General features: G+C 71.5%; 27 protein-coding genes, 1 tRNA gene and 1 other RNA gene. 19 read left to right on the plus strand and 10 right to left on the minus strand.

All coding sequences use genetic code 11. The features are described 5' to 3' along the window. Positions 1 to 5: 5 nt before the first annotated feature. Positions 6 to 1,289 (plus strand): MFS transporter, encoded by a 1,284-nt coding sequence (locus IE295_RS13495; RefSeq protein ID WP_190063835.1) that lies wholly within the window; start codon positions 6 to 8, stop codon positions 1,287 to 1,289. A 16-nt stretch (positions 1,290 to 1,305) separates the two neighbouring features. Here the strand turns inward: IE295_RS13495 and IE295_RS13500 are convergent, their stop codons facing one another. Then, entirely contained in the window at positions 1,306 to 2,166 is an 861-nt protein-coding gene (locus IE295_RS13500) for an alpha/beta fold hydrolase (protein WP_190063836.1), read from the minus strand. Positions 2,167 to 2,361: 195 nt separating this feature from the next. Between IE295_RS13500 and IE295_RS13505 the strand changes: the two genes are divergently transcribed. After that, a complete protein-coding gene (locus IE295_RS13505; RefSeq protein ID WP_190063837.1) occupies positions 2,362 to 3,216 on the plus strand; it encodes a helix-turn-helix transcriptional regulator in 855 nt (284 codons plus the stop codon). Positions 3,217 to 3,345: 129 nt separating this feature from the next. After that, complete coding sequence (locus tag IE295_RS13510; protein ID WP_224323004.1) at positions 3,346 to 3,840, plus strand: DUF6083 domain-containing protein; 495 nt, start codon at positions 3,346 to 3,348, stop codon at positions 3,838 to 3,840. Between the two features lie 42 nt (positions 3,841 to 3,882). Here IE295_RS13510 and IE295_RS13515 read toward each other — a convergent pair whose 3' ends face one another. Next, entirely contained in the window at positions 3,883 to 4,491 is a 609-nt protein-coding gene (locus tag IE295_RS13515) for a TetR/AcrR family transcriptional regulator (protein WP_190063838.1), read from the minus strand. A gap of 132 nt (positions 4,492 to 4,623) precedes the next feature. Between IE295_RS13515 and IE295_RS13520 the strand changes: the two genes are divergently transcribed. From IE295_RS13520 to IE295_RS13530, 3 genes are all read left to right on the plus strand, one after another. Then, positions 4,624 to 5,568: a beta-ketoacyl-ACP synthase III gene (locus tag IE295_RS13520; RefSeq protein WP_190063839.1), complete on the plus strand. Its 945-nt coding sequence runs from the start codon at positions 4,624 to 4,626 to the stop codon at positions 5,566 to 5,568. Between the two features lie 87 nt (positions 5,569 to 5,655). Continuing rightward, positions 5,656 to 6,900 (plus strand): sensor histidine kinase, encoded by a 1,245-nt coding sequence (locus tag IE295_RS13525; RefSeq protein ID WP_224323005.1) that lies wholly within the window; start codon positions 5,656 to 5,658, stop codon positions 6,898 to 6,900. Further along, positions 6,897 to 7,568, plus strand: a complete 672-nt coding sequence (locus tag IE295_RS13530; RefSeq protein WP_190063840.1) for a response regulator transcription factor — start codon at positions 6,897 to 6,899, stop codon at positions 7,566 to 7,568. The genes IE295_RS13525 and IE295_RS13530 overlap by 4 nt, the downstream gene beginning before the upstream one ends. An 88-nt stretch (positions 7,569 to 7,656) precedes the next feature. On the opposite strand, the gene IE295_RS13535 is transcribed toward IE295_RS13530, so the two are convergent. Beyond that, positions 7,657 to 9,936 carry a heavy metal translocating P-type ATPase gene (locus IE295_RS13535; protein WP_190063841.1) on the minus strand — a complete coding sequence of 760 codons (2,280 nt, stop codon included), beginning with the start codon at positions 9,934 to 9,936 and terminating at the stop codon, positions 7,657 to 7,659. Between the two features lie 94 nt (positions 9,937 to 10,030). Continuing rightward, positions 10,031 to 10,324 (minus strand): heavy-metal-associated domain-containing protein, encoded by a 294-nt coding sequence (locus IE295_RS13540; protein ID WP_190063842.1) that lies wholly within the window; start codon positions 10,322 to 10,324, stop codon positions 10,031 to 10,033. Positions 10,325 to 11,220: 896 nt separating this feature from the next. Between IE295_RS13540 and IE295_RS13545 the strand changes: the two genes are divergently transcribed. Next, positions 11,221 to 11,874 carry a restriction endonuclease gene (locus IE295_RS13545; RefSeq protein ID WP_224323006.1) on the plus strand — a complete coding sequence of 218 codons (654 nt, stop codon included), beginning with the start codon at positions 11,221 to 11,223 and terminating at the stop codon, positions 11,872 to 11,874. 170 nt (positions 11,875 to 12,044) lie between these two features. Then, on the plus strand, positions 12,045 to 12,254 hold the full coding sequence (locus IE295_RS13550) for a hypothetical protein (protein WP_190063843.1): 210 nt from the start codon (positions 12,045 to 12,047) through the stop codon (positions 12,252 to 12,254). Between the two features lie 24 nt (positions 12,255 to 12,278). Here the strand turns inward: IE295_RS13550 and IE295_RS13555 are convergent, their stop codons facing one another. From IE295_RS13555 to IE295_RS13575, 5 genes are all read right to left on the minus strand, one after another. Further along, positions 12,279 to 12,908 (minus strand): hypothetical protein, encoded by a 630-nt coding sequence (locus tag IE295_RS13555; RefSeq protein WP_190063844.1) that lies wholly within the window; start codon positions 12,906 to 12,908, stop codon positions 12,279 to 12,281. 162 nt (positions 12,909 to 13,070) lie between these two features. Next, positions 13,071 to 13,880 (minus strand): alpha/beta fold hydrolase, encoded by an 810-nt coding sequence (locus IE295_RS13560; protein ID WP_224323007.1) that lies wholly within the window; start codon positions 13,878 to 13,880, stop codon positions 13,071 to 13,073. A gap of 152 nt (positions 13,881 to 14,032) precedes the next feature. Continuing rightward, positions 14,033 to 15,523, minus strand: a complete 1,491-nt coding sequence (locus IE295_RS13565; protein ID WP_224323008.1) for an MFS transporter — start codon at positions 15,521 to 15,523, stop codon at positions 14,033 to 14,035. Positions 15,524 to 15,645: 122 nt separating this feature from the next. Further along, positions 15,646 to 16,131 (minus strand): MarR family winged helix-turn-helix transcriptional regulator, encoded by a 486-nt coding sequence (locus IE295_RS13570; RefSeq protein ID WP_190063847.1) that lies wholly within the window; start codon positions 16,129 to 16,131, stop codon positions 15,646 to 15,648. Positions 16,132 to 16,303: 172 nt separating this feature from the next. Further along, a tRNA-Ser gene (locus IE295_RS13575) sits at positions 16,304 to 16,391 on the minus strand. Between the two features lie 110 nt (positions 16,392 to 16,501). Here IE295_RS13575 and ffs point away from each other — a divergent pair. From ffs to IE295_RS13600, 5 genes are all read left to right on the plus strand, one after another. Continuing rightward, positions 16,502 to 16,596, plus strand: an RNA gene (gene ffs, locus IE295_RS13580) — signal recognition particle sRNA small type. A gap of 85 nt (positions 16,597 to 16,681) precedes the next feature. After that, complete coding sequence (locus tag IE295_RS13585; RefSeq protein ID WP_190063848.1) at positions 16,682 to 18,919, plus strand: DNA polymerase III subunit gamma and tau; 2,238 nt, start codon at positions 16,682 to 16,684, stop codon at positions 18,917 to 18,919. Between the two features lie 144 nt (positions 18,920 to 19,063). Beyond that, entirely contained in the window at positions 19,064 to 19,408 is a 345-nt protein-coding gene (locus IE295_RS13590; RefSeq protein WP_190063849.1) for a YbaB/EbfC family nucleoid-associated protein, read from the plus strand. 55 nt (positions 19,409 to 19,463) lie between these two features. Further along, a complete protein-coding gene (recR, locus tag IE295_RS13595) occupies positions 19,464 to 20,063 on the plus strand; it encodes a recombination mediator RecR (protein ID WP_190063850.1) in 600 nt (199 codons plus the stop codon). Beyond that, a complete protein-coding gene (locus tag IE295_RS13600) occupies positions 20,056 to 20,724 on the plus strand; it encodes a DUF5063 domain-containing protein (RefSeq protein WP_190063851.1) in 669 nt (222 codons plus the stop codon). The genes recR and IE295_RS13600 overlap by 8 nt, the downstream gene beginning before the upstream one ends. Before the next feature lie 54 nt (positions 20,725 to 20,778). Here IE295_RS13600 and IE295_RS13605 read toward each other — a convergent pair whose 3' ends face one another. After that, the gene (locus IE295_RS13605; RefSeq protein ID WP_190063852.1) at positions 20,779 to 20,967 is read right to left on the minus strand and encodes a hypothetical protein; all 189 of its coding nucleotides are present in this window, start codon (positions 20,965 to 20,967) and stop codon (positions 20,779 to 20,781) included. 186 nt (positions 20,968 to 21,153) lie between these two features. Between IE295_RS13605 and IE295_RS13610 the strand changes: the two genes are divergently transcribed. The 6 genes from IE295_RS13610 to IE295_RS13635 all read left to right on the plus strand — a co-directional run bounded on the left by IE295_RS13610 (position 21,154) and on the right by IE295_RS13635 (position 26,551). After that, complete coding sequence (locus IE295_RS13610; protein ID WP_190063853.1) at positions 21,154 to 21,975, plus strand: helix-turn-helix domain-containing protein; 822 nt, start codon at positions 21,154 to 21,156, stop codon at positions 21,973 to 21,975. After that, on the plus strand, positions 21,972 to 22,277 hold the full coding sequence (locus IE295_RS13615; protein ID WP_190063854.1) for a DUF397 domain-containing protein: 306 nt from the start codon (positions 21,972 to 21,974) through the stop codon (positions 22,275 to 22,277). The genes IE295_RS13610 and IE295_RS13615 overlap by 4 nt, the downstream gene beginning before the upstream one ends. Before the next feature lie 176 nt (positions 22,278 to 22,453). Then, a complete protein-coding gene (locus IE295_RS13620) occupies positions 22,454 to 23,320 on the plus strand; it encodes a hypothetical protein (protein WP_190063855.1) in 867 nt (288 codons plus the stop codon). A 47-nt stretch (positions 23,321 to 23,367) separates the two neighbouring features. Beyond that, positions 23,368 to 23,946 (plus strand): Uma2 family endonuclease, encoded by a 579-nt coding sequence (locus tag IE295_RS13625; protein WP_190063856.1) that lies wholly within the window; start codon positions 23,368 to 23,370, stop codon positions 23,944 to 23,946. A 110-nt stretch (positions 23,947 to 24,056) separates the two neighbouring features. After that, on the plus strand, positions 24,057 to 25,325 hold the full coding sequence (locus IE295_RS13630; RefSeq protein ID WP_190063857.1) for an aspartate kinase: 1,269 nt from the start codon (positions 24,057 to 24,059) through the stop codon (positions 25,323 to 25,325). After that, entirely contained in the window at positions 25,322 to 26,551 is a 1,230-nt protein-coding gene (locus tag IE295_RS13635; RefSeq protein ID WP_190063858.1) for an aspartate-semialdehyde dehydrogenase, read from the plus strand. Before IE295_RS13630 ends, IE295_RS13635 begins: the two co-directional genes overlap by 4 nt. Positions 26,552 to 26,884 lie beyond the last annotated feature (333 nt).

The following is a 26,884-nucleotide window of genomic DNA, read 5'->3' on the forward strand; positions in this document are numbered from 1 at the left end:
AGCGCATGAATGATGCACCGAAGGGAAACCGGACCACCACGGCCGAATCCCCGCCCGCGCCCGGCGGCAAGGCCGGGGGCGACGGGATGTTCGCCTCGCTGCGGGTGCGGAACTACCGCTATTTCTTCATCGGGCAGTTCCTCTCCAACTCCGGCACGTGGATGCAGTTCGTCGCGCAGGACTGGCTGGTCTTCGACCTGACCGGCAGCACGTTCGCGGTCGGCGTCACCACGGCCCTGCAATTCCTTCCGGTGCTGCTCTTCGGCCTCTTCGGCGGGGTGGTAGCCGACCGCTACCCCAAGCGGCGGATCCTGCTCACCACCCAGAGCGCGATGGGCCTGTTCGCCGCGCTGCTGGCGGTGCTGACGCTGACCGACGCCGTCACCGTCGGCCACGTCTACGGCTTCGCGTTCCTGCTGGGCCTGATGAACACCTTCACCAATCCCGCGATCCAGACGTTCGTCGTGGAAATGGTCGGCCCGGAGCGGGTGGGCAACGCCGTCAGCCTGGGCGCGGTGAATTTCCAGAGCGCCCGGCTGCTCGGCCCCGCCGTGGCCGGCCCGCTGATCGCGGTGATCGGCAGCGGCTGGGCCTTCGCGGTCAACGCCCTGTCGTACGTCGCCGTGATCGTCTCCCTGCTGGCCGTCCGCGCCGCCGAACTGCTTCCCTCCCGCCCGCAGCCGCGCGAGAAGGGGCAGATCCGGGCGGGCCTGCGCCACGTCCGCGAGCACCCGAAGCTGCTGTGGCCCATCGTGCTCGTCGGATTCGTCTGCACCTTCGGCTTCAATTTCCCGACCCTGCTGTCGGGCTTCACCTACAACGTCTTCCACGGCGGCGCCAAGGAATACGGCTGGCTGACCACCGCGGTCGGCGTCGGCGCCCTGGGCGGCGCACTGCTGTCGGCCCGCCGGCGCAGCGGCCGGCCCTGGCTCCTCGTCGCCACCGCGGCCGGTTTCGGCGCCCTGGAGATGGTGAGTTCGCTGGCGCCCCGGCTGTGGGTCTTCGGACTGGTGCTGGTGCTGGTCGGCCTGCTGAGCGTCGTCTTCAGCACCATGGCCAATTCGCTGGTGCAATTGGCGACCGATCCCGCGATGCGCGGGCGGGTCATGGGCCTGTACATGCTCGTCTACACGGGCGGCACCCCGGTCGGCGGCCCGGTGGTCGGCTGGGTGGTCGAACACTACGGAGCCAGGGCCGGCATCCTCGCCTGCGGCGCCGTGGCGGCCCTGGCCGCCGGGGTGTTCGGCCTGGTGCTGACGCGGCGCAGGGTGCGTCCCGTCAGCGCGTGAGGAGGATGTGCGCCCGTCACCGCGCGAGGGCGAAGGCATCGGCGGCGTCCGGCGCGAGCGTGAAGCCGTCGGCGGAGTCGGGCGCGTGGGTGAAGCCGTCGACGAGCTCGACGAACGCGTCCGGCTGCTCGAAGAAGGCGACGTGCCCCGTGTCGACCTCGGCGTAGGAGCTGCCGGGCAGCGCGGCGTGCAGCGCCCGGCTGTGCTCCACGGGGACGGTGGCGTCCTGGGCGCAGCCGATGACCAGGGCCTTCGCCCGCACCAGGGGCAGCAGCGGGCGGATGTCGACGCGTGCGTCGAGGTCGACGTGGCGCAGGGTGCCGGCGGTGGCGGGCATGTTCTGCGTCATGGCCTCGACCTGGTCGCGGCCGATGGCGTTGAGGAAGCCGCGGCTGAAGCCGGTCATGGTGACGAACCTGCCGAAGGCCCCGGCGTCCGTCTCGCCCAGCCGCTTCCACAGGGCGAAGGTGTTGCGGAGGAACTCGTCGCCCTCGGTGTGCGCCCAGCCGGCGACGAGGACGAGGCGGCGGACCAGGTCGGGGCGCAGGGCGGCGACCGCCGTGACCACGGGGGAGCCCATGGAGAAGCCCAGCAGGTCCACGGGCCCGGTGCCGGCGTCCTCGATGACGGCGATGACCTGGGCGGCCAGCCCCTCGACGGTCAGCGGGCCGCCGTCGTCGACGGTGTTGTCGGTGCCGGAGAGGTCGGGGGTGATGACGGTGCGGTCGTGGGCGAAGCGCGGGGCGATCTGTCCCCAGGTGAGGCCGGCGCCGGTGGATCCGGTGCCGTGGACGAGGACGAGGGCGGGGCGCGTGGGGTTGTCGGTGCCGGTGCGCTCGTAGTGGACCTGGGCGTCGGCGACGGTGACGGTGGGCATGCGGAACTCCCGAGTGGTGAGGGCCCGGCGGGGGCAAGGCCCCAGGGGGTGTGGGTCTGAGAGGCGGCCGCCGGGCTTCGCACCCGGTGACGTGACCAACAGTGGCGCGGGGGACGCGCGGCCGGGAGAGCCCCGCCGACCCTGGGATCGCCGGTCCCTGGCTCACGGGACGAGGCGTCGGCGAAGATCATCCGTATGACGATCGACCGCCCCGGCCTCGCCGACTTCCTCCGCCGCGCGCGCGAACGCGTACGCCCCCAGGACGCGGGCCTGCCCGCCGGGCCGCGCCGCCGTACGCCCGGCCTGCGCCGCGAGGAGGTCGCCCAGCTCGCCGGGATGTCGGCCGACTACTACACCCGGCTCGAGCAGGCCCGCGGACCGCAGCCCTCGCCCCAGATGCTCGCGGCGCTCGCCCGCGCCCTGCGCTTGAGCGCCGACGAGCGGGACCACCTCCACCTGCTGGCCGGCCACCGCCCGCCCGTGGCGCGTGCCTCCGGCGACCACGTCGCGCCCGGCCTGCTCCACCTCCTCGACCAGCTCCCCACCACCCCCGCGCAGATCCTCGGCGCCCTCGGTGACGTCCTCGCCCAGAACGCCATGGCCCAGTCCCTGCTCGGGGGCGTGTGCACGGTCTCCGAACACGGCCGCAACGTCGTCTGGCGCTGGTTCACCGACCCCGCCGTCCGTGCCGCGTACCCGCCCGAGGAGCACGACCACTACAACCGCCTGCACACCGCCGACCTGCGCGCGGCCGTCACCCGCCGCGCGAACGACCCGGCGGCCGCCCGCCTGGTGGACCGTCTCCGGGAGGCGAGCCCCGAATTCCGCGCCCTGTGGGACCTCCACGAGGTGGCCGTCCGCCGCCACACCCGCATGCGCGTCCTGCACCCCGTGGTCGGCCCGGTCGACCTCGACTGCCAGATCCTCCTGGCCCCGGAGGGCGACCAGCGTCTGGTCCTCTACACCCCGCCCCCGGGCACCGACACCGCGGACCGGCTGGCACTCCTGCGCGTCGTGGGTACGGACCAGTTCGCGCCCGCGACGGAGTGACGCGCAGGCCCTGCCGCGACCTCGTACTCCCGCCCGATTGTCAGTGGTGGGTGCGACGATTTCCGTGAAGTCGCCCGCCGATGACGGAACTTGGGATTCCGGCGGGGATCGCGAGGGAGGGGGCAGGACATGGTCTGCGAAGCGTGCGACAGTCCGTACGCCAGGTGGGTCGTCGGTCGCGGCACGGCTCTCTGTGTCCCGTGCGAGCGGGTCGGCGCCGGGCGGCGCAGCCGCGAGCCGGTGCTCGTGGGCGAGGTGCTGGGGGCCACGGCCGACGTGCTGAGGCTCTCGAGCCGTACGGGCGCCGGCGTTCCGGACCCATGGGGCGCCGGCGGTGGCGGGGCGGTGTGCCGGGCCTGCGGCGGACGCGCCGTGTGGCATCGCACCGTGCGCGGCCGCTGGGTCCTGATCCAGGCCGGCGAATGGCCCGTGGCGGCCGTTCCCGCCGGCAGACGCTGGCGGATCGCGGGCGACGGCACCGCCGTCCGCCTCGGGGCGGCCGCCGCCCCGTCCGACACGTGCAGGGTCGGTCATGCCGACGTGTGCCCGGCGCGCCCGGCCCCGTACGACGCGCCGTCGCTGCTCGCCCTGTGGCACCGCAACGCCCGCCGGGCGGCGTTATGACGGTGGGGTGGCAGCTGCCGGGGCCGCCGGGCCGGCCGGGGATCAGGCCCGCGTCAGCAGGCGGTCGAGCGCGCGCCGGGTGCGGTCGGGGGCGAGCGGGTCGGCGAAGAGCTGGATGGCCTGGTTGAGGGCCAGGTAGAGGCCGACGAGTTCGTACGCGACCTGCTCGGGGTCGGTGCCGGGCGGAAGGTCGCCCGCCGTGACGGCGAGCCGCAGCTCGCCCACGAGCCGGTGCCGCCACAGCCGGTAGAGGCGGGCCACCGCGTCCCGTACGCGGCCGCCGCGTGCGTCGAACTCCACGGAGGCGGTGGTGAAGAGGCAGCCGCCGGGGAAGATCTCGCGTTCGCGCTCGAGGTAGGTGATCCAGGCCTCGCAGACGGCCCGCAGCCGCGGCAGGCCCGGCGTCTCGTGGGCGGCGGGCTGCCAGACCACGCGCTGGAAGACCGCCGACGCCTCGTCGAGCGCGGCGAGCTGGAGGGCCTCCTTGGTGCCGAAGTGGCCGAGGATGCCGGCCTTGCTCATGCCCAGGTCCGTCGCGAGGCGCCCGATCGTCAGCCCCTCCAGCCCCTCGACCGAGGCGATCGCGACACCGCGTTCGACGATCCGCTCCCGCGTCCTGCGGGCTTCGGCAACGGACTTGCGTGGGCTCATGCGGCCATCCTAGCCACCTGACTCCCTTTTAGCTTCCGACCGATCGGTTGCTATATTCCCCGGCACCCCCTGCGGCCCGGGCACACCGCCCGCGCCGCACACCGCCCTGCCACCGAGCCGAGGAGATCAGCCGTGCCGGGATCCCGCATCACCGCCCTGGGCCGCTACCAGCCGTCGCGCGTCCTGACCAACGACGACCTGGCGGGCATGGTCGACACCAGCGACGAATGGATCCGCCGGCGGACCGGCATCGCCACCCGCCGCATCGCCGCCGACACCGAATCGGTCACCGACATGGCGGCCGCCGCCGCGGCCGAGGCCCTGGCCGCGTCCGGCCTGCGGCCGTCCGACATCGGCATGGTCACCGTGGCGACCTGCACCGCGGTCGACCGCTGCCCCTCGACCGCCGCCCAGGTCGCCGGCCGCCTCGGCATCCCCGCGGCCGTGGCCTACGACCTGAACAACGGCTGCGCCGGCTTCTGCACCGCCCTCGCCGCCGCCGACCACTCCCTCCGCGCCGGCGCGGCCCGCCACGCCCTGGTCATCGGTGCCGAAAAGATGTCGGCCGTCACCGACTGGAGCGACCGCGGCACCTGCGTCCTGCTCGGCGACGGCGCGGGCGCCGCCGTCCTCAGCGCCGCCGAACAGGACGGCATAGGCCCCGTCGTCTGGGGCTCCGACCCCACGCGCGCCGACGCCGTACGCCTCGTCGACGACTGGCACCCGCGCTTCGCCCAGGAAGGCCAGACCGTCTTCCGCTGGGCCACCGGCGAACTCCCCGGCATCGCCCGCGAGGCCTGCCGCCGCGCCGGCATCACCCCGGCCGACCTCGCCGGCGTGGTCACCCACCAGGCCAACCTCCGCATCATCGAGGCCGTGACGCGCCGGCTCGGCCTGCCGGAGCACGTGGTGATCGCCAAGGACGTCGTCGACTCCGGCAACACCTCCGCCGCGTCCGTGCCCCTCGCCCTGTCCCGGCTGACCGAGAGCGGCGAACTCCCGCCGGGCGGCCCGGTGCTGCTGCTGGCCTTCGGCGGCGGCCTGTCCTGGGCGGGCCAGGTCGTCACCTGCCCCTGACGAGGCCGCAGCAATCTCCAGGCGCCGCCCGTGATCTGGCTCGCGCGGGGGAGGTGCCGGGCGCGAGGCGACTGCGATACTCCCGGCGTGCTCACGCTGATACGTCCGCTTTTGCGCGCGGACACCTACCGAGGCTGGCTGTACGCACTGCTCGGCGCGGCCACCGGCCTCCTGACCCTTCCCGTGGCGACGCTGCTCACCGCCGCGACCCCGCGGGACTGGCCGCAGCCGGTGCGCACGACGGTCCTCCTGGCCGCCTGGGCCGCGCTCACGGCCGCCGCCGGCTGCCCGCGCCCCGCCCGCCGCGCCTCCGTACGACTGGCCAACCGCCTGCTCGGCACGGCCCTTCCGGCCCCGGCCCCGGCGGCGGAGCACGCGCGCGTGCCGCACCGGGCGCGCACGGCGGCCTGGCTGGTGCTGCACACGCTGGCGGGATGGGTGACGGCGGTCGTGACGGCCTTCGCCCTGGTGGCAGCCGTCCCCTTGGTCGCCATCTGGCTGAAGGGCGGCGAGCGGATCACGATGCTCGTGCCCGTCGACGTGCCCGGCGGGCCGGCAGGGGCGTGGACGCTGCCGGTGGCCGCCGCGCTCCTCGCCCTGGCCTGTTACGCCGCCGCCGCCACGACGGCGCTCCTGAGGCGCCTCGCGCCCGCCCTGCTGGGCCACCGCCCCGCCGAACGCCTCGCCGCGCTCGAGACGCAGATGCGCCACCTGACGCAACGCAACCGCCTGGCACAGGAGTTGCACGACTCCATCGGTCACACGCTGACGGCCTCCACCATCCAGGCGGCGGTGGCGCGAGAACTGATGGACACCGACCCGGCGGCCGCCCGCCGCGCCCTGACCGGCCTCGAGGAGGCCTCCCGGGCCGCCATGGACGACCTCGACCACGTCCTCGGCATCCTCCGCCAGGAGCGGGCCGCGACCGCCCCGCCGTACGCCCTCACCGACCTCCCGGCGCTCGTGGACCGCGTCCGGCACGCCGGTGCGGACGTACGCGCCGACATCAGCGGCGACCTGGCCGCCGTGCCGGCCACCGTCTCCCGCGAGGCGTACCGCATCGTCCAGGAAGGCCTGACCAACGTCCTGCGGCACGGCGACCGGTCGCGGATCGGCCTGCGGGTGACGGTCACGGCGGCCCGCCTCGAGCTGGAGATCGCCAACGCGGTCACCGCCCGCGCCCGGATCGCACGGCGTTCCCGCCGGGGTCAGGGCGTCGACGGCGTCGTGGAGCGCGTCCAGCTCCTGCGGGGCGAGGCCTTCGCGGGCCCGGACCCCGAGGGCACCGGCTGGCTGCTCACCGCGCGCATCCCCCTACGGTCGGCGGCATGACCGTGACCGTGCTGATCGCCGACGACGAGGAACTCACCCGCACCGGCCTGCGAACCCTGCTCTCGGCCAGGGAGGGCCTCACCGTCGTCGGCGAGGCCGCCGACGGCCACCAGGCCCTGACCCGCGCCGCCGAACTCCGCCCCGACGTCGTGCTGATGGACGTGCGCATGCCCGGAATCGACGGCATCGAGGCCACCCGGCGCCTGCAGACCGCCTCCCCCCGGCCGCCGAAAGTGGTGGTGATCACAACCTTCGAGAACGACGAGTACGTCTACGACGCCCTCCGCGCCGGCGCCGCCGGCTTCGTCCTCAAGCGCTCCCCCTCGGAACAGATCGCCCACGCCATCCGCCTCGTCGCCACCACCGACTCCGTCCTCTTCCCCGACGCCGTCCGCAACCTCGCCGCCGCCCGCCCCGCCCCCGGACCCCCCGCGGGCACCCCCGCCCTCACCCACCGCGAACTGGAGATCCTCCGCCTCATGGCCCGCGGCCTGTCCAACCCGGACATCGCCCACGCCCTGGTCGTCAGCCTGGAGACGGTCAAGACCCACGTGAGCAACCTCCTGGCCAAACTCTCCGCCCGCAACCGCACCCAGGCCGTGATCCTGGCCTACGAATACGGCTTCGTCATCGCGGGCGGCGGCCACGTCCCGGCCCGGCCGGCCTGAGCCGCCCGCCGGGGGCCTGACACCGGACAAAGGCCGTCGGCCGCATCCGGGAATCCCCGGATGCGGCCGACGGCCGGGTACGGACTCCTTACCGGAAGCGGCGGAGCCGGAGGCTGTTGGTGACGACGAAGACGGAGGAGAAGGCCATGGCCGCACCGGCGATCATCGGGTTGAGCAGGCCGGCTGCCGCGAGGGGAAGGGCGGCGATGTTGTAGCCGAAGGCCCAGAAGAGGTTGCCCTTGATGGTGCCGAGGGTGCGGCGGGAGAGCCGGATGGCGTCCGCCGCCACGAGCAGGTCGCCGCGGACGAGGGTGAGGTCGCCGGCCTCGATGGCCGCGTCGGTGCCGGTACCCATGGCCAGGCCGAGGTCGGCGGTGGCGAGGGCGGCCGCGTCGTTGACGCCGTCGCCGACCATGGCGACGGTACGGCCCTCGGCCTGGAGGCGCTTGACGACGTCGACCTTGTCCTGGGGGAGGACCTCGGCGATGACCTCGTCGATGCCCACCTCGCGGGCGACGGCCTCGGCGACGGCCTTGTTGTCGCCGGTCAGCAGGACGGGGGTCAGCCCGAGGCGGCGCAGTTCGGCGACGGCGCGGCCGCTGGTGTCCTTGACGGCGTCGGCGACGGTGAGGACGCCCCGGGCCTCGCCGTCCCAGGCCACGGCCACGGCGGTGCGGCCCTCGGCCTCCGCGGCGGCCTTCGCCGCGGCGAGTTCGACCGGCAGTTCGATGACCCAGTCGGCCAGCAGCTTCTCGCGGCCCACGAGGACGGCGTGTCCGTCGACGACGCCCTGGACGCCGAGGCCGGCGATGTTCTCGAAGCTCTCGGGAACGGGCAGGACGCCGGTGCGAGCGGTGGCGCCCTCGGCGATGGCGCGGGCGATGGGGTGCTCGGAGGCGTGCTCCAGCGCGCCGGCCAGCCGCAGCAGCTCCTGCTCGGTCACGCCGGGGGCGGTGACGACCTCGTGCAGGGCCATCTTGCCGGTGGTGACGGTGCCGGTCTTGTCCAGGACGACGGTGTCGACGCGGCGCGTGGACTCCAGGACCTCGGGGCCCTTGATGAGGATGCCCAGCTGGGCGCCGCGGCCGGTGCCGACCATGAGGGCGGTCGGGGTGGCGAGTCCCAGGGCGCACGGGCAGGCGATGATCAGTACGGCGACGGCGGCGGTGAAGGCGGCGGTGGCGTCACCGGTGACCGCGAGCCAGGTGAGCAGGGTGCCGAGGGCGATGAGAAGGACGACGGGGACGAAGACGCTGGAGATGCGGTCGGCCAGGCGCTGGACGGCGGCCTTGCCGTTCTGGGCGTCCTCGACCAGCTTGGCCATGCGGGACAGCTGGGTGTCCGAGCCGACCCGGGTGGCCTCGACGACCAGACGGCCGGAGGCGTTGACGGTGGCGCCGGTGACGGCGTCGCCCACGGTCACGTCGACGGGGACGGACTCGCCGGTGAGCATTGAGGCGTCGACGGCCGAACTGCCCTCGACCACCGTGCCGTCGGTGGCGATCTTCTCGCCGGGCCGTACGACGAACCGGTCGCCGGCCATCAGCTCGGCGGTCGGGATGCGCACCTCGCGCCCGTCGCGCAGGACGGCCACGTCCTTGGCGCCCAGCTCCAGCAGCGCCCGCAGGGCCGCGCCGGCCTTGCGCTTGGACTTGGCCTCCAGGTAACGCCCGGCAAGGATGAAGGCGGTGACGCCGGCGGCGGCCTCCAGGTAGATGGAGGACGAGCCGTCCGCCCGCGAGACCGAGAAGTCGAAGCCGTGCCGCATGCCCGGCATGCCGGCGTGGCCGAAGAACAGGGCCCACAGCGACCAGCCGAGGGCCGCGAGCGTACCGATCGACACCAGCGTGTCCATCGTCGCCGCCCCGTGCCGGGCGTTGGTCCACGCCGCCCGGTGGAACGGCAGCGCGCCCCACACCACGACCGGCGCGGCCAGTGTCAGGGACAGCCACTGCCAGTTGTCGAACTGCAGCGTCGGCACCATCGCCATCAGCACGACCGGCACCGCGAGCACCAGCGAGACCAGTAGCCGTTGCCGCAGTGCGCCGATTTCTCCGCCACCGTGGCCGGGCTCCTGTCCCTGCGGCGTCTCCGCTTCCGCGCGGGCGGTCGCCTTGGGCGGTTCCTGAGCGGTGTAGCCGGTCTTCTCGACGGTGGCGATCAGATCGGCGACCTCCACACCCGGCCCGTAGGCGACCTTGGCCTTCTCGGTCGCGAAGTTGACCGTCGCCGTGACGCCGTCCATCCGGTTGAGCTTCTTCTCGATGCGGGCGGCGCACGAGGCGCACGTCATGCCGCCTATGGAGAGCTCGAATTCGGCGGCGCGCAGGGCGGGCGTCACCGTCTTCTCGGGGGCCATGCTGGTCATCGCGTACTCCTGGGGAGGGCCGGACCGCGCGGCGTCCATATCAGTGGAGCGGCGCGGCCCGGCATCGAAATACGGGGGAGGGGTATCGGGTGTCTCAGGCGCGGCCGGCGAGCTGGTAGCCCGCCTCGTCGACGGCGGCGCGGACGGCCTCGTCGTCCAGCGCGCCGGTGGACGTGATGGTCAGCAGGCCGGTGGCGGCCACGGCCTTCACGGACGTCACGCCGGGTATCGCGGAGACCTCCTGCGAGATCCCGCCCTCGCAGTGGCCGCAGGTCATGCCGGTCACCTTGTAGACCGTGGTGATGCCGCCCTGGACGTCGGCCCGGGCGTCGGTGCCGCAGGTGCCGGCCGGGGTGCAGCAGGAGGTGGGGTTCGTCTGGGAGGTCATGGCTGCTTCCTTCGGGACGCTGGTGCGGTGCCTGCGGGGGGAGAAGTCCGAGATGGTGCCGGGCGTCTCCTTCCCACGAGCAGAAACATATACCCCCAGGGGGTATATGAGAAGGGTGGGTGTGCGGCCATGTCGATGAGAGGGATGCGCCTGTAAGTCGCGCCGGGCGCCGAACCATGGTCGTGGTTCATGCCGACCGGGGAGGGCGGGGAGGGCGAGGCGGAGGCTTTGGAGGTCGGCAGGGGCCGGCGGGGGCCGGTGGGGGCCGGTGGGGGCCGGTGGGGGCCGCGACCGTGACTGTCGCCGGACAACGCCGAAGGCCCCGGCCGGTTTCCCGGTCGGGGCCTTCGGTTCGTGCCCGGTGAGGCACTGGCGGAGGATTCGAGATTCAAACTCGTGAGGGGTTGCCCCCAACACGCTTTCCAACTGTTCGTCCGGGTGTTCGGGTGGGTGCGATGCCGTCCTGACCTGCGGCGTTGCTCATCACCTGCGGCTCATGGACTGTGCTGGACAGAGCTGAATGCAACCAAAACTGCAACCACGACGTTGCCGCCTTGGGCTGCGCGAATCTCTGTCGCGTGGCTACAGCCGCGCGTCGGGAAACGGCTGAAGCCGATGGGGCGGCCAAGTGAATGCGCTGGTAGCCGGTGGTCGTCCATATGGGACTACGGGTTTCAGTGACCGAAAACCCACTACTGCCGGTGATCGCGTCCGGACAGATTGTCGCTGGTGTGTGCTCTCATGCAACCTGCGCGGTGACGTGCCAACGATCGTAACTGGTGGGGGAGTTTATTCATGGCGTTACAGGTGAAGGCGCACGGATGGGGCGGTGCCCCCCTTCACCCGGACGGCGTTCGGTGAGCCGCCGACCGGTACGGCGTACGACCCGGCGGCGTGTGTCTCGCCGGGCCAGGAAGAAGGACGAGCAGGTTGGCCTGCTGGTGGCCGTGGTTGTGGCGGTCGGGCTGGTGGCTGCAGTTGTGCAGTGGCTGCTCGCGCACTGGTGGATCCTCTTTCTCGCGGCCGTGGGCGCCGCCGTCGCCAGTGGCTTCTGGCTGTGGCAGGTGCGGCAGCGGGCCGAGTGGGAACGTGTCCGGACGCAGGCTCTGCAGCTGCGCATCGCCGAGCTCGACGCGCTGGATCACCGCGCCTTCGAGTTCGCCATACGCGACTTGATGCGGCGGGATGGATGCCGGGCAGAGCGGCTCGGCGGTGCGGGAGACAACGCTTGCGACGTGCGTGCTGTCGACCCGGCCGGTCGTGTCTGGGCGATCCAGTGCAAACACCGGCGGGACGGGGAACGCGGCTCTGCCGTCGGTGTCGGGGTGCTGCAGCAGGTCAATGGCACCGCTCGGCAAATCCACGGGGCGGACATCGCGGTCGTCCTCACCAACGGCCGCTTCACCTCCAAGGCCGTCCCCTGGGGGCAGGAACACCGGATCCACCTCGTTGATCGCCGCTTGCTTGGCGAGTGGGCGGCAGGCTCCCGTCCCCTGTGGGATCTGCTGGACCGTATCCCGCCCGCACGTCGCCCGACTGCCCTGTCCTGACTCGCGGGGTGGGATGACGGATGCGGTGGGATGCAGCGCGGGCGTGCCGTAAATCCAGCCACTGGACCGGCGCTCTGTCGCCATCCGCTGCTGATGGGGCCGCCGCGGTGCCCACTTCGGGTTATGCAGGAAGGAGGGGAAGGCAAGTGCTGGGGGAGGGGACTCGTCGGGTGACCATCAACGTGGCGCTCTTGCTGGCCATCATCATCGTCGTGCGACTGCGCCGGCGCACAGAAGCCCGGAGCCGGTTCGACGAAAAGCTCACCGTGGTCATTGTGCTGGTGTTCGGAGTGCTGATCGCTCCGACCAGCTTCGGGCAAGGGATACTCAACGTTGTGGGGCAGCTCGCACGGAGCATCTCGCAGAACAGCGGGTTCTGAGAGGCGCCGGAAACTTTGTGATGTTCAGGCCCATTCGGCCAGGTCGTAGACCGCCTCGCAGCACGGATCGTCTGTGTCGTCCCTGTGGTGGGCGGCGAGTGTCTGTTCGTCGTCGGGGTTGAGCAGGGCGATCAGTTTCGTTGAGGCCCACCATCCGACGCTGCGTGGTTCCGCGGTTTTGGTGTCGCGCGTCGCCAGGTCCACGCCGATCGTACGGCCGTCGCCCACCAGGTAGACGCGCACGATGCCTGGGCTGTGCGCGTCGAAGCCGACCATGCGGTAGAGATCGGGTGCCGCCGATCCTGCCGCGCCGTGCCACAGAGGGTCGTCGGCCAGGTCCCCGAGCACGTAGTCCAGGGAGTCGGCGCCCGTCACTTCGGCGTCATGGGGCAGGACACCTGCTTCGGCCGGCGTGGCAGCGTCGATCACCTCGGGCTCGGCGTAGGCGCCCGCGGTGGTCTGAGGGTCGGTGGCCCACCGGGTAATGTCCCGCAAGGCGCCGACGTACCACCAGGTGGCGATCCACTCATCGCTCTCCGCGCGGCGTGTCGGCAGATCGACGAGGAGCGAACCGGACTGCGAGTCGCCCAGGCGGAGGCGGATGCTGTTCCCGGCTGGGCGCAGTCCTCGGACGTACAGTTCCGTTCCGGGCAACGGGACGCCGATATAGCGCCGCAGCGTCAGCAGGACACGGGTGCTGCTCGGCGCGTGTTCCTCTGCCTCTGTCGGCCTTGCCGTTGGGCACGCCCGACGGGCCCCCGCCCGCAGACCATCCTGCGGAGTGTCCCTCTGCTGGGGTGGCAGGTGCCGCAGGGACTATGAACGCCGGTTGTTCCCTTCGATGAAGCTGGTCACGCGCTCCGCGTAAGCGTCCGGGTGGCTGATGTGGGGGATGTGCCCGGCTCCCTCGAAGGTGTGCGTCTCTGCCTGGGGCAGAGCTCGAGAGAGTCGGGTGGTGATCGTGGAAAACCAGGGCGGGCTCTCCGTCCCCTTCGTCAGCAGGGCCGGACCGGTGTAGCCGGAGAGGCGGCCGAGATCGAGATCTGCCCAACCCGGGTCGGACTGCTCATCCATGAAGGTGGGGGCATTGGTGATGAACGTTTCGCGGCGCTGTTCCGGCAGTTGGTCCCAGGCCCCGGGCCCCAGGGCGATCTCCTCCGCGAACTGGCGCGCTCCCGCGAGGGTCTCGTCCGCGCGCAGGTGGGCGAGGACGGATTCGAATTTCTCTCCGGTGGCTGTCATCAGCGGCAGCAGCTCGGGATCATCTGCCACGATGCCCATGAGTGGGGGCTCGTGGGCGACGAGGCCCCGGAAGAGCTCGGGCCGCCGGGCCGCCAGACCGAGTGCGGTCGAAGCGCCGAAGGAGCTGCCCGCGACGTACGCCGGCGCGAACCCGAGGGTCTCGATCAGCGCGGCCAGGTCTTCCTCGTCCTCGAACCGGGATCCCTGCCCTGGCGGACGTTCGCTCTGACTGTGCCCCCGCCGGTCGTAGATGAGCACCCGAAACCTCAGCGCGAGGGCGTGCAGCACCGGGGTCCAGCTGTCGTGGTCGCTCCAGGAACCGTGTACCAGCACCAGCGGATCGCCGTCCCCGCCCACCTCGAAGAAGAGTTCGACGCCGTTCACTCCGACCCGTGGCATACCTGGTCTCCTTACCGGCTGGCGGCGGCCGCTGGAACCAATGAGGCACCGTACGCCCGGCCGGTGCAACTGAGGTAGGCCGAATGCGCGCTTCCGGACGCCCCGTACCCCGGAACGGATCAAGCCGCCCCGGCTGGTCACAGGGTGGCGAGGCGGGCTTCCCCCTCGGCCGGGGTGTTCTGCCGGGTCTGCTTCGGGCAGCGGAGGACGGTGAAGGCGATGACCAGGGCGGTGACGAGGAGGCCGGCGCCGACCGCGAAGGCCAGGTGGTAGCCGCTGGTCAGGGCCTCGGTGGCGGGGCGGCCCGCCCTGGTGAGGGACTCGGTGCGGGAGGCGGCCAAGGTGGAGAGGACGGCGATGCCGAGGGCCATGCCGATCTGCTGGGTCGTGTTGAAGAGGCCGGAGGCGAGGCCTGCGTCCTCCTCCTTCGCGCCGGACATGGCCAGCGAGGTCAGCGCGGGGAGCGCGAGGCCGAATCCGGCGGCGAGGAGCATCACGGGAAGAAGGTCGGTGAGGTAGTTCGCCCGGTCGGCCTGACCGGGTATCCGGGTCAGTAGGCCGAGCACACCGACCAGGAGCACCAGGCCGGCCAGGAGGACGTTGCGCTCGCCGAAGCGGGCGTTGAGGCGGGCGGAGGTGCCGAGGGACACCGCGCCGATGACAGCGGCTGCCGGCAGCATCGCGAGACCGGTCTTGGCGGCGCCGTAGCCGAGCACGTTCTGCATGTAGAGCGCGACGAGGATCTGGAAGGAGAAGAGCGCGGCGACCATCAGCATCTGGACCAGGTTCGCGCCGGAGACGCTGCGCGACCGGAAGATCCGCAGCGGCATGAGCGGGTTCTTCGCCGTGGCCTGGCGGACGAGGAATCCGGCGAGCAGGGCGAGCGCCAGTGCGCCGAAACCGAGCGTGTGGGCCGAAGCCGCCCCGTACTCCTCGACCTTGACCACCGCGTAGATCCCGAGCATCAGGCCGGAGGTGACGAGCAGCGCGCCGAGGGCGTCCGCGCCTGCCTTCAGGCCGAGGCCGCGGTCACCAGGCAGGGCGGGGAGGGCGACGAGAAGGGCCGCGATGCCGATGGGCAGGTTGATGAAGAAGATCCAGTTCCAGGTGAGCGCGTCGGTGAGGATGCCGCCCAGCACCTGTCCGATCGACGCGCCGGCCGCGCCGGTGAAGCTGAACACGGCGATGGCCTTGGCCCGTTCGCGCGGTTCGGTGAAGAGCGTGACGAGGATGCCGAGGCTGACGGCGGAGGCCATCGCGCTGCCGACGCCCTGGAGGAAGCGGGCGGCGATCAGGACCCCGGGGGAGGCGGCGACACCGGCCAGCAGCGAGGCGGCGGTGAACACCCCCGTACCCGCCAGGAACATCCGCTTGCGGCCGATCATGTCGCCGAGGCGGCCGGCGAGCAGGAGCAGCGAGCCGAACGCGATGAGGTAGGCGTTGACGACCCAGCTCAGCCCGGCCGGGGTGAAGCCGAGGTCGCTATGGATGGCCGGCATGGCGACGGTCACGATGCTGCCGTCGAGGATCGTCATCAGCATCCCGGTGGCCAGGACGCCGAGGGCGAGCCAACGGGAGCGGGGCGGCGCCGGGTCGGCGGTGGGGGAGGGTGCGGAGGTAGTGGGCACAGCGGTCTCTCCTGTCGATGGAGGCAACAGGAGAGACCGTAACAGATAGTTTCGTTGCAGACTATCTGTTGCGGATCAGGGTCTGGTGAGGGCTGCATTCGGCCGTTCGCGGGCCTTCCCGGTCAGCCCTTCTGGCGCGCCCGCCGAGCCGGCCGAGACCCCTCCACGGGCGTCTCCAGGTGGCCCGTGACCAGGCGGTTCAGCGCCCGGAGCAGCGCATCGCGCTCGTCGTCGGGCAGGGCGCCGAGGGCGCTCTCGTGGACGCCGTCGACGATCTTCTGGCTCTTCCGGGCGACCTTCGCCCCCTCCTCCGTCACTGCGATGATCCGCGCCCTCCGGTCCGTGCTGGACGGCCGCCGCTCGGCGAGGCCGGCCTTCTCCAGGGCGTCGACGGTCACCACCATCGTGGTCTTGTCCATGTCCCCGATCTCGGCGAGCTGCGCCTGGGTGCGCTCCTCCTCCAAGGCGTGCACGAGGACGCAGTGCATGCGCGGGGTCAGCCCGATCTCGCCGAGTCGCGCAGCCATCTGCGTCCGCAGCACATGACTGGTGTGGTCCAGGAGGAAGGACAGGTCCGGTTCGGTGCGGGTGGGTGCCATGGCGGTCATGCCCGCCAGGGTAACGAGAATCGATCCGTCACGGATTATCGGCAAGCGGACGACCCGGGGTGGGGGTGGGCCAGGGTTGGATGTTCGTTCGCCCGGCAACCGCGCCCACGGAACGCCGAAGGCCCCGGCCGGTTTCCCGGTCGGGGCCTTCGGTTCGTGCCCGGTGAGGCACTGGCGGAGGATACGAGATTCGAACTCGTGAGGGGTTGCCCCCAACACGCTTTCCAAGCGTGCGCCCTAGGCCTCTAGGCGAATCCTCCGGGGCAAACAATACAAGACTCTGAGCAGTGCTCGCGAACCTGATCCAAGACGGGGGTCTCGGAGGGGGTGAGCGTGCCCGCGCACCCCCCGGGATCGGCTAGGGTGGGGGTAAGCCCCTCACGTGGCGCTATCTCACCCAACTCCCCCAGGGCCGGAAGGCAGCAAGGGTAAGTGGGCTCTGGCGGGTACGTGGGGGGCCCTTGTGTTTCCGGGGGCGCTCCGGGGGCCGTGGGGCCTTGGAAAGTGTGAGCGAGGCCACTTGTCAGTGGGGCCCGATATCGTCGTAGGTGTGTCGTCCCTCGCGCTTTACCGCCGCTACCGCCCCGAGTCCTTCGCCGAGGTCATCGGGCAGGAGCATGTCACCACCCCGTTGCAGCAGGCGCTGCGCAACAACAGGGTCAATCACGCGTACCTGTTCAGCGGGCCGCGCGGCTGCGGCAAGACGACCAGCGCGCGCATCCTCGCGCGCTGCCTGAACTGCGAGAAGGGCCCGACGCCCACTCCCTGCGGGGAGTGCCAGTCCTGCCAGGACCTCGCGCGCAACGGCCGCGGCTCGATCGACGTCATCGAGATCGACGCCGCCTCCCACGGTGGTGTGGACGACGCCCGTGAGCTGCGCGAGAAGGCCTTCTTCGGCCCCGCCTCCAGCCGGTACAAGATCTACATCATCGACGAGGCCCACATGGTCACCTCGGCGGGCTTCAACGCCCTGCTGAAGGTGGTCGAGGAGCCGCCGGAGCACCTGAAGTTCATCTTCGCCACCACGGAGCCCGAGAAGGTCATCGGGACGATCCGCTCCCGTACGCACCACTACCCCTTCCGGCTCGTCCCGCCGGGCACCCTGCGTGAGTATCTGGGCGAGGTGTGTGAGCGCGAGGCCATCCCCGTCGCGGACGGCGTGCTGCCGCTCGTCGTGCGCGCCGGCGCCGGGTCCGTGCGTGACTCGATGTCCGTCATGGACCAGCTGCTGGCCGGCGCCGCCGAGGACGGTGTGACATACGCCATGGCGACGTCCCTCCTCGGGTACACGGACGGTTCGCTGCTCGACGCCGTCGTCGACGCCTTCGCCGCGGCCGACGGCGCCGCCGCCTTCGAGGTCGTCGACCGCGTCATCGAGGGCGGCAACGACCCCCGGCGCTTCGTGGCCGACCTGCTCGAGCGGCTGCGCGACCTCGTCATCCTCGCCGCGGTGCCGGACGCCGCCGAGAAGGGCCTCATCGACGCCCCCGTGGACGTCGTGGAGCGCATGCAGGCCCAGGCCTCCGTCTTCGGCGCCGGGGAGCTCAGCCGGGCCGCGGACATCGTCAACGAGGGCCTGACCGAGATGCGCGGCGCCACCTCGCCGCGGCTGCAGCTGGAGCTGATCTGCGCCCGGGTGCTGCTTCCGGCCGCCTTCGACGACGAGCGTTCGGTACGGGCCCGCCTCGACCGGCTCGAGCGGGGCGGCATCGTGGCCGCGCCCCCCGGCGGCGCTCCCGTCGGGTACGTACCGGGGCCGGAGGGGCACGCTCCGGCCGGCGCCGGGCTCTCCGGGCCCGCCGCGGCCCGCGCCGCCGTCAGCGGCCCCGCCGCTGCTCCCGCCGCCCCCGTGGCCTCGCCCGCCCCGGCAGCCCCCGCCCCCGCGCCCGTACAGCCCCAGCAGCCTCAGCAGGCCCCGGCCCCGGCTCCGGCCCCCGCTCCGGTCGCCGCCGCACCCGCTGCCGCCCCGGCCCAGGGCGTAGGGGCCTGGCCCACCGCCGCCGCCCCGCCCGCGCCCGCCGCTACGGCTCCCACGCCCGCCGCCGCCCCGGCCGCGGCGCCGAAGGCCGGTGCCTGGCCGACCGCCGCCACACCCCCGCAGGGCGTCGCGGCCCCCGCCGCCCCCGCGCCCGCCGCCGCCCCGGCCGGCGGTGGCGCCGCCCAGCCCCACGGCGACGCCTCCCAGGCGCGCCAGCTCTGGCCGAACATCCTGGAGGCGGTCAAGAACCGCCGACGTTTCACGTGGATCCTGCTGAGCCAGAACGCCCAGGTCGCCGGCTGTGACGGCACCACGCTCCAGGTCGGCTTCTCCAACGCCGGAGCGCGCGACAGCTTTGCCAACAGCGGCAGCGAGGACGTCCTCCGGCAGGCCCTCGGCGACCTCGGCCTGCAGTGGAAGACCGAGCTGCTCGTCGACCCCTCCGGCGGCGCGGGTGCCGCCGCGCCCGGCGGCGGCGGCTTCGGCGGAGGCGCGACCTCCTACGCCGGCCCCCAGACGCAGGCCCGGCCCCAGGCCTACGCCCCAGCCGCCGCGCCCGCCGCGGCCCCCCAGCCGGTCGCCGCCCCGGCCGCCCCCGCGCAGGAGTACCGCCAGGCCCCGTCCGGCCCGCCCGCGCCCCCCAGCGCGCCCGCCGCGCCGTACCGGGAGCCGGAGCCGCCCTCCGTCGCGATCGAGGACGACGTGCCCGCCGAGGACGACCCCGACCTCGACGACACCGCGCTGAGCGGCCACGACCTGATCGTGCGCGAACTGGGCGCGACGGTCATCGAGGAGATCGCCAACGAGTGAGGCGCGGGGGCGCCCGGAGCCCGTGCTTCCGGGCGCTCCCCCCGTCCCTCCCGTCTCCTTCCCACGGCGTAGGGCGCGCGGCGCGGTGAGCACGTAGGCTCGGGCTACCGAAGCATTCAGTCGTCTACAGCCAGGAGCGAATCCGTGATCCCCGGTGGTGGCCAGCCCAACATGCAGCAGCTGCTCAAGCAGGCCCAGAAGATGCAGCAGGATCTCGCCGCGGCCCAGGAGCAGCTGGCGCACACGCTCGTCGAGGGATCGGCCGGCGGCGGCCTGGTGAAGGCCACCGTCACCGGTGCCGGCGAGCTCCAGGGCCTGGTCATCGACCCCAAGGCCGTGGATCCCGAGGACACCGAGACCCTCGCGGACCTGGTCCTCGCCGCCGTGCGCGACGCCAACGCGAGCGCCCAGCAGCTGCAGGAGCAGAAGCTCGGCCCGCTCGCCCAGGGCCTCGGCGGCGGCAGCGGCATCCCCGGCCTGCCGTTCTGACCCGTACCCGTACGTGACGTTCGTACGGAAAAATCGCAGAAGGAGAACCTGATCCGTGTATGAAGGCGTGGTCCAGGACCTGATCGACGAGCTGGGCAGGCTGCCCGGTGTCGGTCCCAAGAGCGCCCAGCGGATCGCCTTCCACATCCTCCAGGCGGAGCCGGCCGACGTCCGCCGGCTCGCGCACGCGCTGACCGAGGTCAAGGCGAAGGTCCGCTTCTGCGCGGTGTGCGGCAACGTGGCGCAGGAGGAGCGGTGCCGGGTCTGCCAGGACCCGCGCCGCGACCTCGCCGTCATCTGCGTCGTGGAGGAGCCCAAGGACGTCGTCGCGATCGAGCGGACGCGAGAGTTCCGCGGCCGCTACCACGTACTCGGCGGGGCGATCAGCCCCATCGAAGGCGTCGGCCCGGACGACCTGCGCATCCGTGAGCTGCTCGCGCGGCTCGCGGACGGCACGGTCACCGAGCTGATCCTGGCCACCGACCCCAACCTCGAGGGCGAGGCCACGGCCACGTACCTCGCGCGCATGGTGAAGCCCATGGGGATGAAGGTCACACGGCTGGCCAGTGGCCTACCCGTGGGTGGGGATCTTGAATATGCCGACGAGGTCACGCTCGGGCGTGCCTTCGAAGGGAGAAGACTGCTCGATGTCTGACGCAACGCTGCACGACTCCAAGCGCGATCCCGACGACTTCGTCGTTTCGGTCGCCGACTCGATCGAGAGCTTCATCGTGGCCGTCGCCGAGGTGTCTCGCGGCGACGAGCCCGACAGCGCGGTTCCCTTCCTGCTGCTGGAGGTCTCGCAGCTCCTCCTCACCGGCGGCAGGCTGGGCGCGCACGAGGACTTCTTCCCGGACGAGCGCTACGAGCCGGACGTCGGCCCCGAGCCGGACGTCGACGAACTGCGCGAGCGGTTCGCGGCCATGCTCGACCCGGTGGACGTCTACTCCGAGGTCTTCGACCCCTACGTACCGCGCAGCGCGCCCGTCGCGTCGCGCATCTCCGACGACCTCGCCGACATCATCACCGACCTGCGGCACGGCATGGCCCACTACCGCGACGGCCGCGTCAGCGAGGCGCTGTGGTGGTGGCAGTTCTCCTACCTCTCCAACTGGGGCCCCACCGCCTCGGCGTGCCTGCGCGCCCTGCAGTCGCTCGTCGCGCACGTACGGCTCGACCAGCCGCTGGACGAGCTCGACGGCCTCGACACGGACGCGGTGGCCGACGAGCAGCTGGCCGAGGAGGCCGGACGCGTCATGCAGGCGGAGATCGCCGGCCCGCTGGGACTGCGGTCCCGGGCTCCCCTGGAGTCCTGAACCGGAGGTTTTGAGGCCGCAGGGGCCCCGAGCCCCTGCGGCCCGCCAGGTGAATTAGCGCGTTTCGCCGCTGTCGACCTCGGCGTCCGTGTCCGCTTCCGCTTCCGGGGCTTCGGCAGCCGCCTCGCCGTCGGCTCGGGACCGGGCCTCTTCGGCCGCCTCGCGACGCTTCTGCGCCAGTTCCGCCGCCCTCTTCTCCGAATACAGCCGCATGTCTGCCTCGGCCTTGTGGTCGAACTTCATCGCTGCCTCCCAGAGCCACCCCTCCTTCTACCTACTGTCAGTGTCCGGCGCGGAACGCGCGACGGCGTGCGGACGCACACGCCCGGAGCACGGGGTGATTCGTCGGATTACGGCGAACACGATGCGTGATCGTGTCTAACCTGCGTGTGAGACGCGGTCGGCGGGGAAGGCCGGGAGGGGAGAAACATGTCGGGCGACAGGCAAGCGCAGACCCGGTCGGCAACCATGCGGATGTTCGGGAGCCAGCTGATGGGCTGGCGCAAGCGGGCGGGGGTGAGCCGGGAGCAACTGGCCCAGGAGGCCGGGTACTCGGTGGAGCTGGTGAAGTCGGTGGAACAGGGGCGGCGGAGCCCGTCGTTCCAACTTGTCGACGCTGCCGAGTTGTTGTGCAACGCGGGTGGGCTGTTGCGGGATGCGGCCGAGCACATTGTGCAGAGCAAGTTCCCGGACTGGTTCGAGGAGTACGCGCGGTACGAGAGGGAATGCGCGTCGCTCGGCATCTACGAGAACCACGTGATCCCTGGGTTGTTCCAGACCGAGGAGTACGCGCGGGCGGTATTCCGCAGTAATCGCCCGGTCCTCGATGACGATGAAGTTGAGGAGGGTGTGGCTGCTCGTACGGAGCGCCAACAGCTTCTGTGTCGCACGCCGCACGCGGTGATCAACGCGGTGATCGAGCAGGTCACGCTCGAGCGATGGATCGGTGGCAAGGAAGTGATGCGCGGCCAATTGCGTGCTCTGCTCAAGCTGGCCGAGCGGCGCAACGTGGACATTCAGGTGATGCCTACGCGGCGCGAGACGCATGCGGGGCTGTCTGGGCCCATGTATGTGCTGGAGACCCAGGAGCAGCAGCGGTTGGTCTACTTCGAAGGCCAGAGGGCCAGCGTGCTGACCTCCGATCCGAAGGGTGTCTCCGAGCTGAATATGCGCTATGCCATCCTGCGGTCGCAGGCCCTCACCCCGGAAGACACGGTGAGTCTGCTGGAGAAGACGCTAGGGGAGCTATGAACCGCGAGTGCGCAATAGGCAGTTACGAGGGGCTGGAATGGTTCAAGTCCAGCTACAGCAGTGGGGACGGCGGGGCCTGCGTCGAAGTCGCCTTCGCCTGGCTGAAGTCCAGCTATAGCGGTGGCGAAGGCGGCGACTGCGTAGAAGTCGCCACCTGCCCCGGCACCGTCCACGTCCGGGACTCGAAGCTCGAGCCCCGAGCTTCGGGGAGACTCGACGTAACCCCTGCCGCCTGGGCGGCATTTCTGAGGTTCGCTCCGAGCTCCGAGACCCGAGCTCTGCTTTCAAGGAATGGGCGGTAGGAGCTATCTCCCACCCACCCACCCCCAAGTCGCCTTTACCACAAGCAGCATGACTTTGCGTGATCGGGTTGCGACGCGGCGTACGGACGCCCTAGCGTGCGAGCAACAAACAACCCCGGCCGGTGCTGGAACACCGAACCGGGGTCTGACCTCCGAGATCGAATGCGAGTCGACCCGTGGCTGTTGCCAACCTTAGTGCGGTCCTGCCCGCCCCCGCACACCCCATGGCCAATCCCGGCTTCGGCAAGCGCAACGCGCCCGACCAGGCCCCGCCCACCGGCGACGACTTCGCGCATCTGCCCAGGCGTGAGGCGACCATCGCCGCGTTCATCGACCGGCTGCCCGAAGGGGCGGCGATGGACGCGAAGACGCTGGCCAAGGTGCTACCGGGCTACGGCCAGCAGGCGTGCGGCTCGGCGCTGCGGTACCTGCGCGAGGCCGGTCACGTGTTCATCCGCCACGTGTCCAAGGTGACGAAGACCGGGGTGCGCCGGGTGACGCGGACGTTCTTCTCCCGGACCGCCCGCTCGGGGGAGTGGTGGAAGCGGTTCGAGCGCGGCGAGGCGCCCACGGAGGACGCCCCCGAGCTGGAACCCGAGACGGAACCCGAGCCCGTACCCGCCGCTGCCCCGCGCGCCTCACGCGCGTACCGCGCCCTCGCCTCCCTCGGGCGTACCGACCCCCGGCTGACGCTCTCGGCCGCCGAGTGCGCCCATCTCGAACCCCTCGCAGCGGAATGGCTGAGCCGCCACATCACCACGGAACAGCTGGTGGCGGCGGTCACGGCCGGGCTTCCGTCGCAGATCCACAGCCCGGCCGGCTTCGTGCGCAAACGACTGGAGAGCAAAATCCCGCCTCTGCCCCCGCGGCCCGTACCGGCCTACAACGACCGCTCCGCGCCGCCCTCGCCGGACACCTTCCTGTCCGAGGACCCCTGGGGCGACGAGCAGGACAACTGGTCAGCCTTGCCGCCCGAGCAGGTCACACGGCGCGTCGACATTCTCCGCGCCGCAGCGGGGATCGCCCGTAAGGCGCGTACATGACCGCGCCGCCCTTGGTGAGGGCACCATGGAGGGGAGGAGGCGACGCCATGACCCCGAGGATGACCGCCCAGGCCCAGATGCCCGTCGAAGACTTCGAGGAGCTTGCCCGCAGGGCGCCGGAGACCGTCCGGCTTGAGTTCATCAACGGAAAGGTCAAGGTCAAGCCAGTGCCTGACGGTACCCACGGCGCGATCGTCATGTGGCTGCTGAAGCAGTGCATGCAGCAGCGGCCGGAGCTCGTGCTCTACCCCGAGCAGGGGTTGAAGGTGGAGTCGTACCGCAACGGTCGGGCGCGCCCGGACGGGTCTCTCGTGCCCGAGGATCACTTCGTGGGGCAGGGGGAGTGGGCCGACCCCGAGGGCGTGCTGATGACGGTTGAGGTCACCTCGCACGATTCCGACACTGATCGTCGCGACCGTATGGAGAAGCGCGACGGGTACGCGGGTGCGGACATCCCCGTGTATCTCCTCGTCGACCGCGAGCGGTGCATGATCACCGTGCACACGGAGCCGGAGAAGGGCGAGTACCGCAGTATTGTCTCGCGGTCCTTCGGCGAGCGCGTCGAGATCCCCGCCCCCGTCGGCATCGTCCTGAAGACCGAGAAGCTGAAGGATTACGCGGACTGACCGCCCACGACCGGAAATCTCACCATCTGATACCGGCGTGGCCGGTTCCGGCTGCTCGCTAGACTCGGACCCGACCGCATTACGCATATGTATAGCTGCGAGGAGCGCACGTGGGCCTTGTCGTGCAGAAGTACGGAGGCTCCTCCGTTGCCGATGCCGAGGGCATCAAGCGGGTCGCCAAGCGAGTCGTGGAAGCCAAGAAGAACGGCCACCAGGTGGTCGTCGTGGTTTCCGCGATGGGCGACACGACGGACGAGTTGATCGATCTCGCCGCGCAGGTTTCCCCGATTCCTGCCGGGCGTGAGTTCGACATGCTGCTGACCGCCGGAGAGCGGATCTCCATGGCCCTGCTGGCGATGGCGATCAAAAACCTCGGTCACGAGGCGCAGTCGTTCACGGGCAGCCAGGCCGGAGTCATCACCGACTCGGTCCACAACAAAGCGCGCATCATCGACGTCACGCCGGGCCGGATCCAGCAGTCCGTGGACGCGGGCAACATTGCGATCGTGGCCGGCTTCCAGGGCGTGTCCCAGGACAAGAAGGACATCACCACCCTGGGCCGGGGTGGCAGCGACACCACCGCCGTCGCGCTGGCGGCGGCGCTGGACGCCGAGGTGTGCGAGATCTACACCGACGTCGACGGCGTCTTCACCGCCGACCCGCGGGTCGTGAAGAAGGCCCGCAAGATCGATTGGATCTCGTTCGAGGACATGCTGGAGCTGGCGAGCTCCGGTTCCAAGGTGCTGCTGCACCGCTGCGTGGAGTACGCGCGCCGTTACAACATCCCGATCCACGTCCGCTCGTCCTTCTCCGGGCTGCGCGGCACCTGGGTCAGCAACGAACCGCAAGGGGACCAGCCGATGGAGCAGGCGATCATCTCGGGCGTCGCACACGACACCTCCGAGGCGAAGGTCACGGTCGTGGGCGTGCCGGACAAGCCGGGCGAGGCCGCGGCCATCTTCCGGGCGATCGCCGACGCCGAGATCAACATCGACATGGTCGTGCAGAACGTGTCGGCGGCGACGACCGGCCTGACCGACATCTCCTTCACTCTGCCGAAGACCGAGGGCCGCAAGGCGATCGAGGCGCTGGAGAAGACGAAGGCCCGCGTGGGCTTCGACTCGCTGCGCTACGACGACCAGATCGCCAAGATCTCGCTGGTCGGCGCCGGCATGAAGACCAACCCCGGCGTCACGGCGACGTTCTTCGAGGCGCTGTCCGACGCCGGTGTGAACATCGAGCTGATCTCGACCTCCGAGATCCGCATCTCGGTCGTCACGCGCGCCGACGACGTGAACGAGTCCGTGCGGGCCGTCCACACGGCGTTCGGCCTGGACAGCGACAGCGAGGCCGTCGTCTACGGAGGCACCGGCCGATGACGACCGCCGGTGGTACGGGCGTCGGACGTACGACCGCGGACGACGCCCGTACCGCCGAGGTCCGTACCGACGACGCCCTTACCGCCGAGGCTCGTGTCGCCGAGACCCGCATCGCCGAGGCCCGCATCGCCGAGTTCCGTACCGCCGAGGCGCGACGGTCCCAGGGCCGTGGCGCCAGGCCCACGCTCGCCGTCGTCGGCGCCACCGGCGCGGTGGGCACGGTCATGCTGGAGATCCTCTCCCAGCACAAGGACATCTGGGGCGAGATCCGTCTCGTCGCGTCCGCGCGCTCGGCGGGGCGGAAGCTGACCGTCCGGGGCGAGGAGGTCGAGGTCGTCGCGCTGAGCGAGGCGGCGCTCGAGGGCGTCGACGTCGCGATGTTCGACGTGCCGGACGACGTGGCCGCGCGATGGGCGCCGATCGCGGTGGCCAAGGGCGCGGTGGTCGTGGACAACTCGGCGGCGTTCCGGATGGACCCGGACGTTCCGCTGGTGGTGCCCGAGGTGAACGCGCACGCGGCGCGGGTGCGCCCGCGCGGGATCATCGCGAACCCGAACTGCACGACGCTGTCGATGATCGTCGCGGTGGGCGCGCTGCACGCCGAGTTCGGGCTGAGCGAGCTGGTCGTGGCCTCGTACCAGGCGGTGTCGGGCGCCGGCAAGGCCGGCGTGGACGCGCTGCGCGCGCAGCTGGCGGCCGTGGCGGGTACGGAGCTGGGCACCCAGCCGGGCGACGTGCGGCGGGCGGTCGGCGACGCGGCGGGGCCCTTCCCCGCGCCGGTCGCGCTGAACGTGGTGCCGTGGGCCGGGTCGCTGATGGCGGACGGCTGGTCCTCGGAGGAGCTGAAGGTCCGCGCCGAGGCGCGGAAGATCCTGGCGCTGCCGGACCTGCGGGTGAGTGCGACCTGCGTGCGCGTACCCGTGATCACGACGCACTCGCTGAGCGTGCACGCGCGCTTCGAGAACGAGGTGACCGTCGAGCGGGCCCACGAGATCCTGGCGAACGCGCCGGGGGTGGTGCTGTGCGACAGCCCGGCGGACGGGGAGTTCCCCACGCCCGCCGACGCGGTGGGCACGGATCCGACGTGGGTGGGGCGCGTACGGCGCTCGCTGGACGACCCCCGGGCGCTCGAACTCTTCGTCTGCGGCGACAATCTGCGCAAGGGCGCAGCCCTCAACACGGCCCAGATCGCGGAAGCCGTGGCGGCGGAGCTGACCGCTCCGTAATACTGGGGGGATGTGTGAAGGTCCTGTGATCATCAGCGTTCCGCTTGTGATCAACTTATGGGTACGGACCTCTTGAACTGGGCAGACGAACTGTTCGACGATTCGCTCCCCGCCCACTGCAACCGCAGCTGAGGCGGGGAGCGTCTTTGTTGCCGTCTCTCGCGGCGGTACCCAAAAGGCGCATTGAGGAAGAGTTGGTACGCATGAGGGCATGTGACGCATGGTCAGGAGGCGTGTCGGCAGACGGGTCGCCGGACACTGCGTCCGGCAACGCGTCCGGCGTCGCGTCGGACGTCATGCCTCGCGCGTACAACCCTGACGGGGGGAAGCGTG

Source organism: Streptomyces griseocarneus (genome assembly GCF_014655595.1).
Lineage (GTDB): Bacteria > Actinomycetota > Actinomycetes > Streptomycetales > Streptomycetaceae > Streptomyces > Streptomyces griseocarneus.

Coding starts and splice junctions, on each gene's coding strand:
- IE295_RS13530 (WP_190063840.1), top strand. CDS start 6,897: ATGACCGTGACCGTGCTGATCGCCGACGACGAGGAACTCACCCGCACC.
- IE295_RS13510 (WP_224323004.1), top strand. CDS start 3,346: ATGGTCTGCGAAGCGTGCGACAGTCCGTACGCCAGGTGGGTCGTCGGT.
- IE295_RS13495 (WP_190063835.1), top strand. CDS start 6: ATGAATGATGCACCGAAGGGAAACCGGACCACCACGGCCGAATCCCCG.
- IE295_RS13615 (WP_190063854.1), top strand. CDS start 21,972: ATGAACCGCGAGTGCGCAATAGGCAGTTACGAGGGGCTGGAATGGTTC.
- IE295_RS13570 (WP_190063847.1), bottom strand. CDS start 16,131: ATGACCGCCATGGCACCCACCCGCACCGAACCGGACCTGTCCTTCCTC.
- IE295_RS13535 (WP_190063841.1), bottom strand. CDS start 9,936: ATGACCAGCATGGCCCCCGAGAAGACGGTGACGCCCGCCCTGCGCGCC.
- IE295_RS13605 (WP_190063852.1), bottom strand. CDS start 20,967: ATGAAGTTCGACCACAAGGCCGAGGCAGACATGCGGCTGTATTCGGAG.
- IE295_RS13635 (WP_190063858.1), top strand. CDS start 25,322: ATGACGACCGCCGGTGGTACGGGCGTCGGACGTACGACCGCGGACGAC.
- IE295_RS13505 (WP_190063837.1), top strand. CDS start 2,362: ATGACGATCGACCGCCCCGGCCTCGCCGACTTCCTCCGCCGCGCGCGC.
- IE295_RS13515 (WP_190063838.1), bottom strand. CDS start 4,491: ATGAGCCCACGCAAGTCCGTTGCCGAAGCCCGCAGGACGCGGGAGCGG.
- IE295_RS13600 (WP_190063851.1), top strand. CDS start 20,056: ATGTCTGACGCAACGCTGCACGACTCCAAGCGCGATCCCGACGACTTC.
- IE295_RS13610 (WP_190063853.1), top strand. CDS start 21,154: ATGTCGGGCGACAGGCAAGCGCAGACCCGGTCGGCAACCATGCGGATG.
- IE295_RS13625 (WP_190063856.1), top strand. CDS start 23,368: ATGACCCCGAGGATGACCGCCCAGGCCCAGATGCCCGTCGAAGACTTC.
- IE295_RS13500 (WP_190063836.1), bottom strand. CDS start 2,166: ATGCCCACCGTCACCGTCGCCGACGCCCAGGTCCACTACGAGCGCACC.
- IE295_RS13540 (WP_190063842.1), bottom strand. CDS start 10,324: ATGACCTCCCAGACGAACCCCACCTCCTGCTGCACCCCGGCCGGCACC.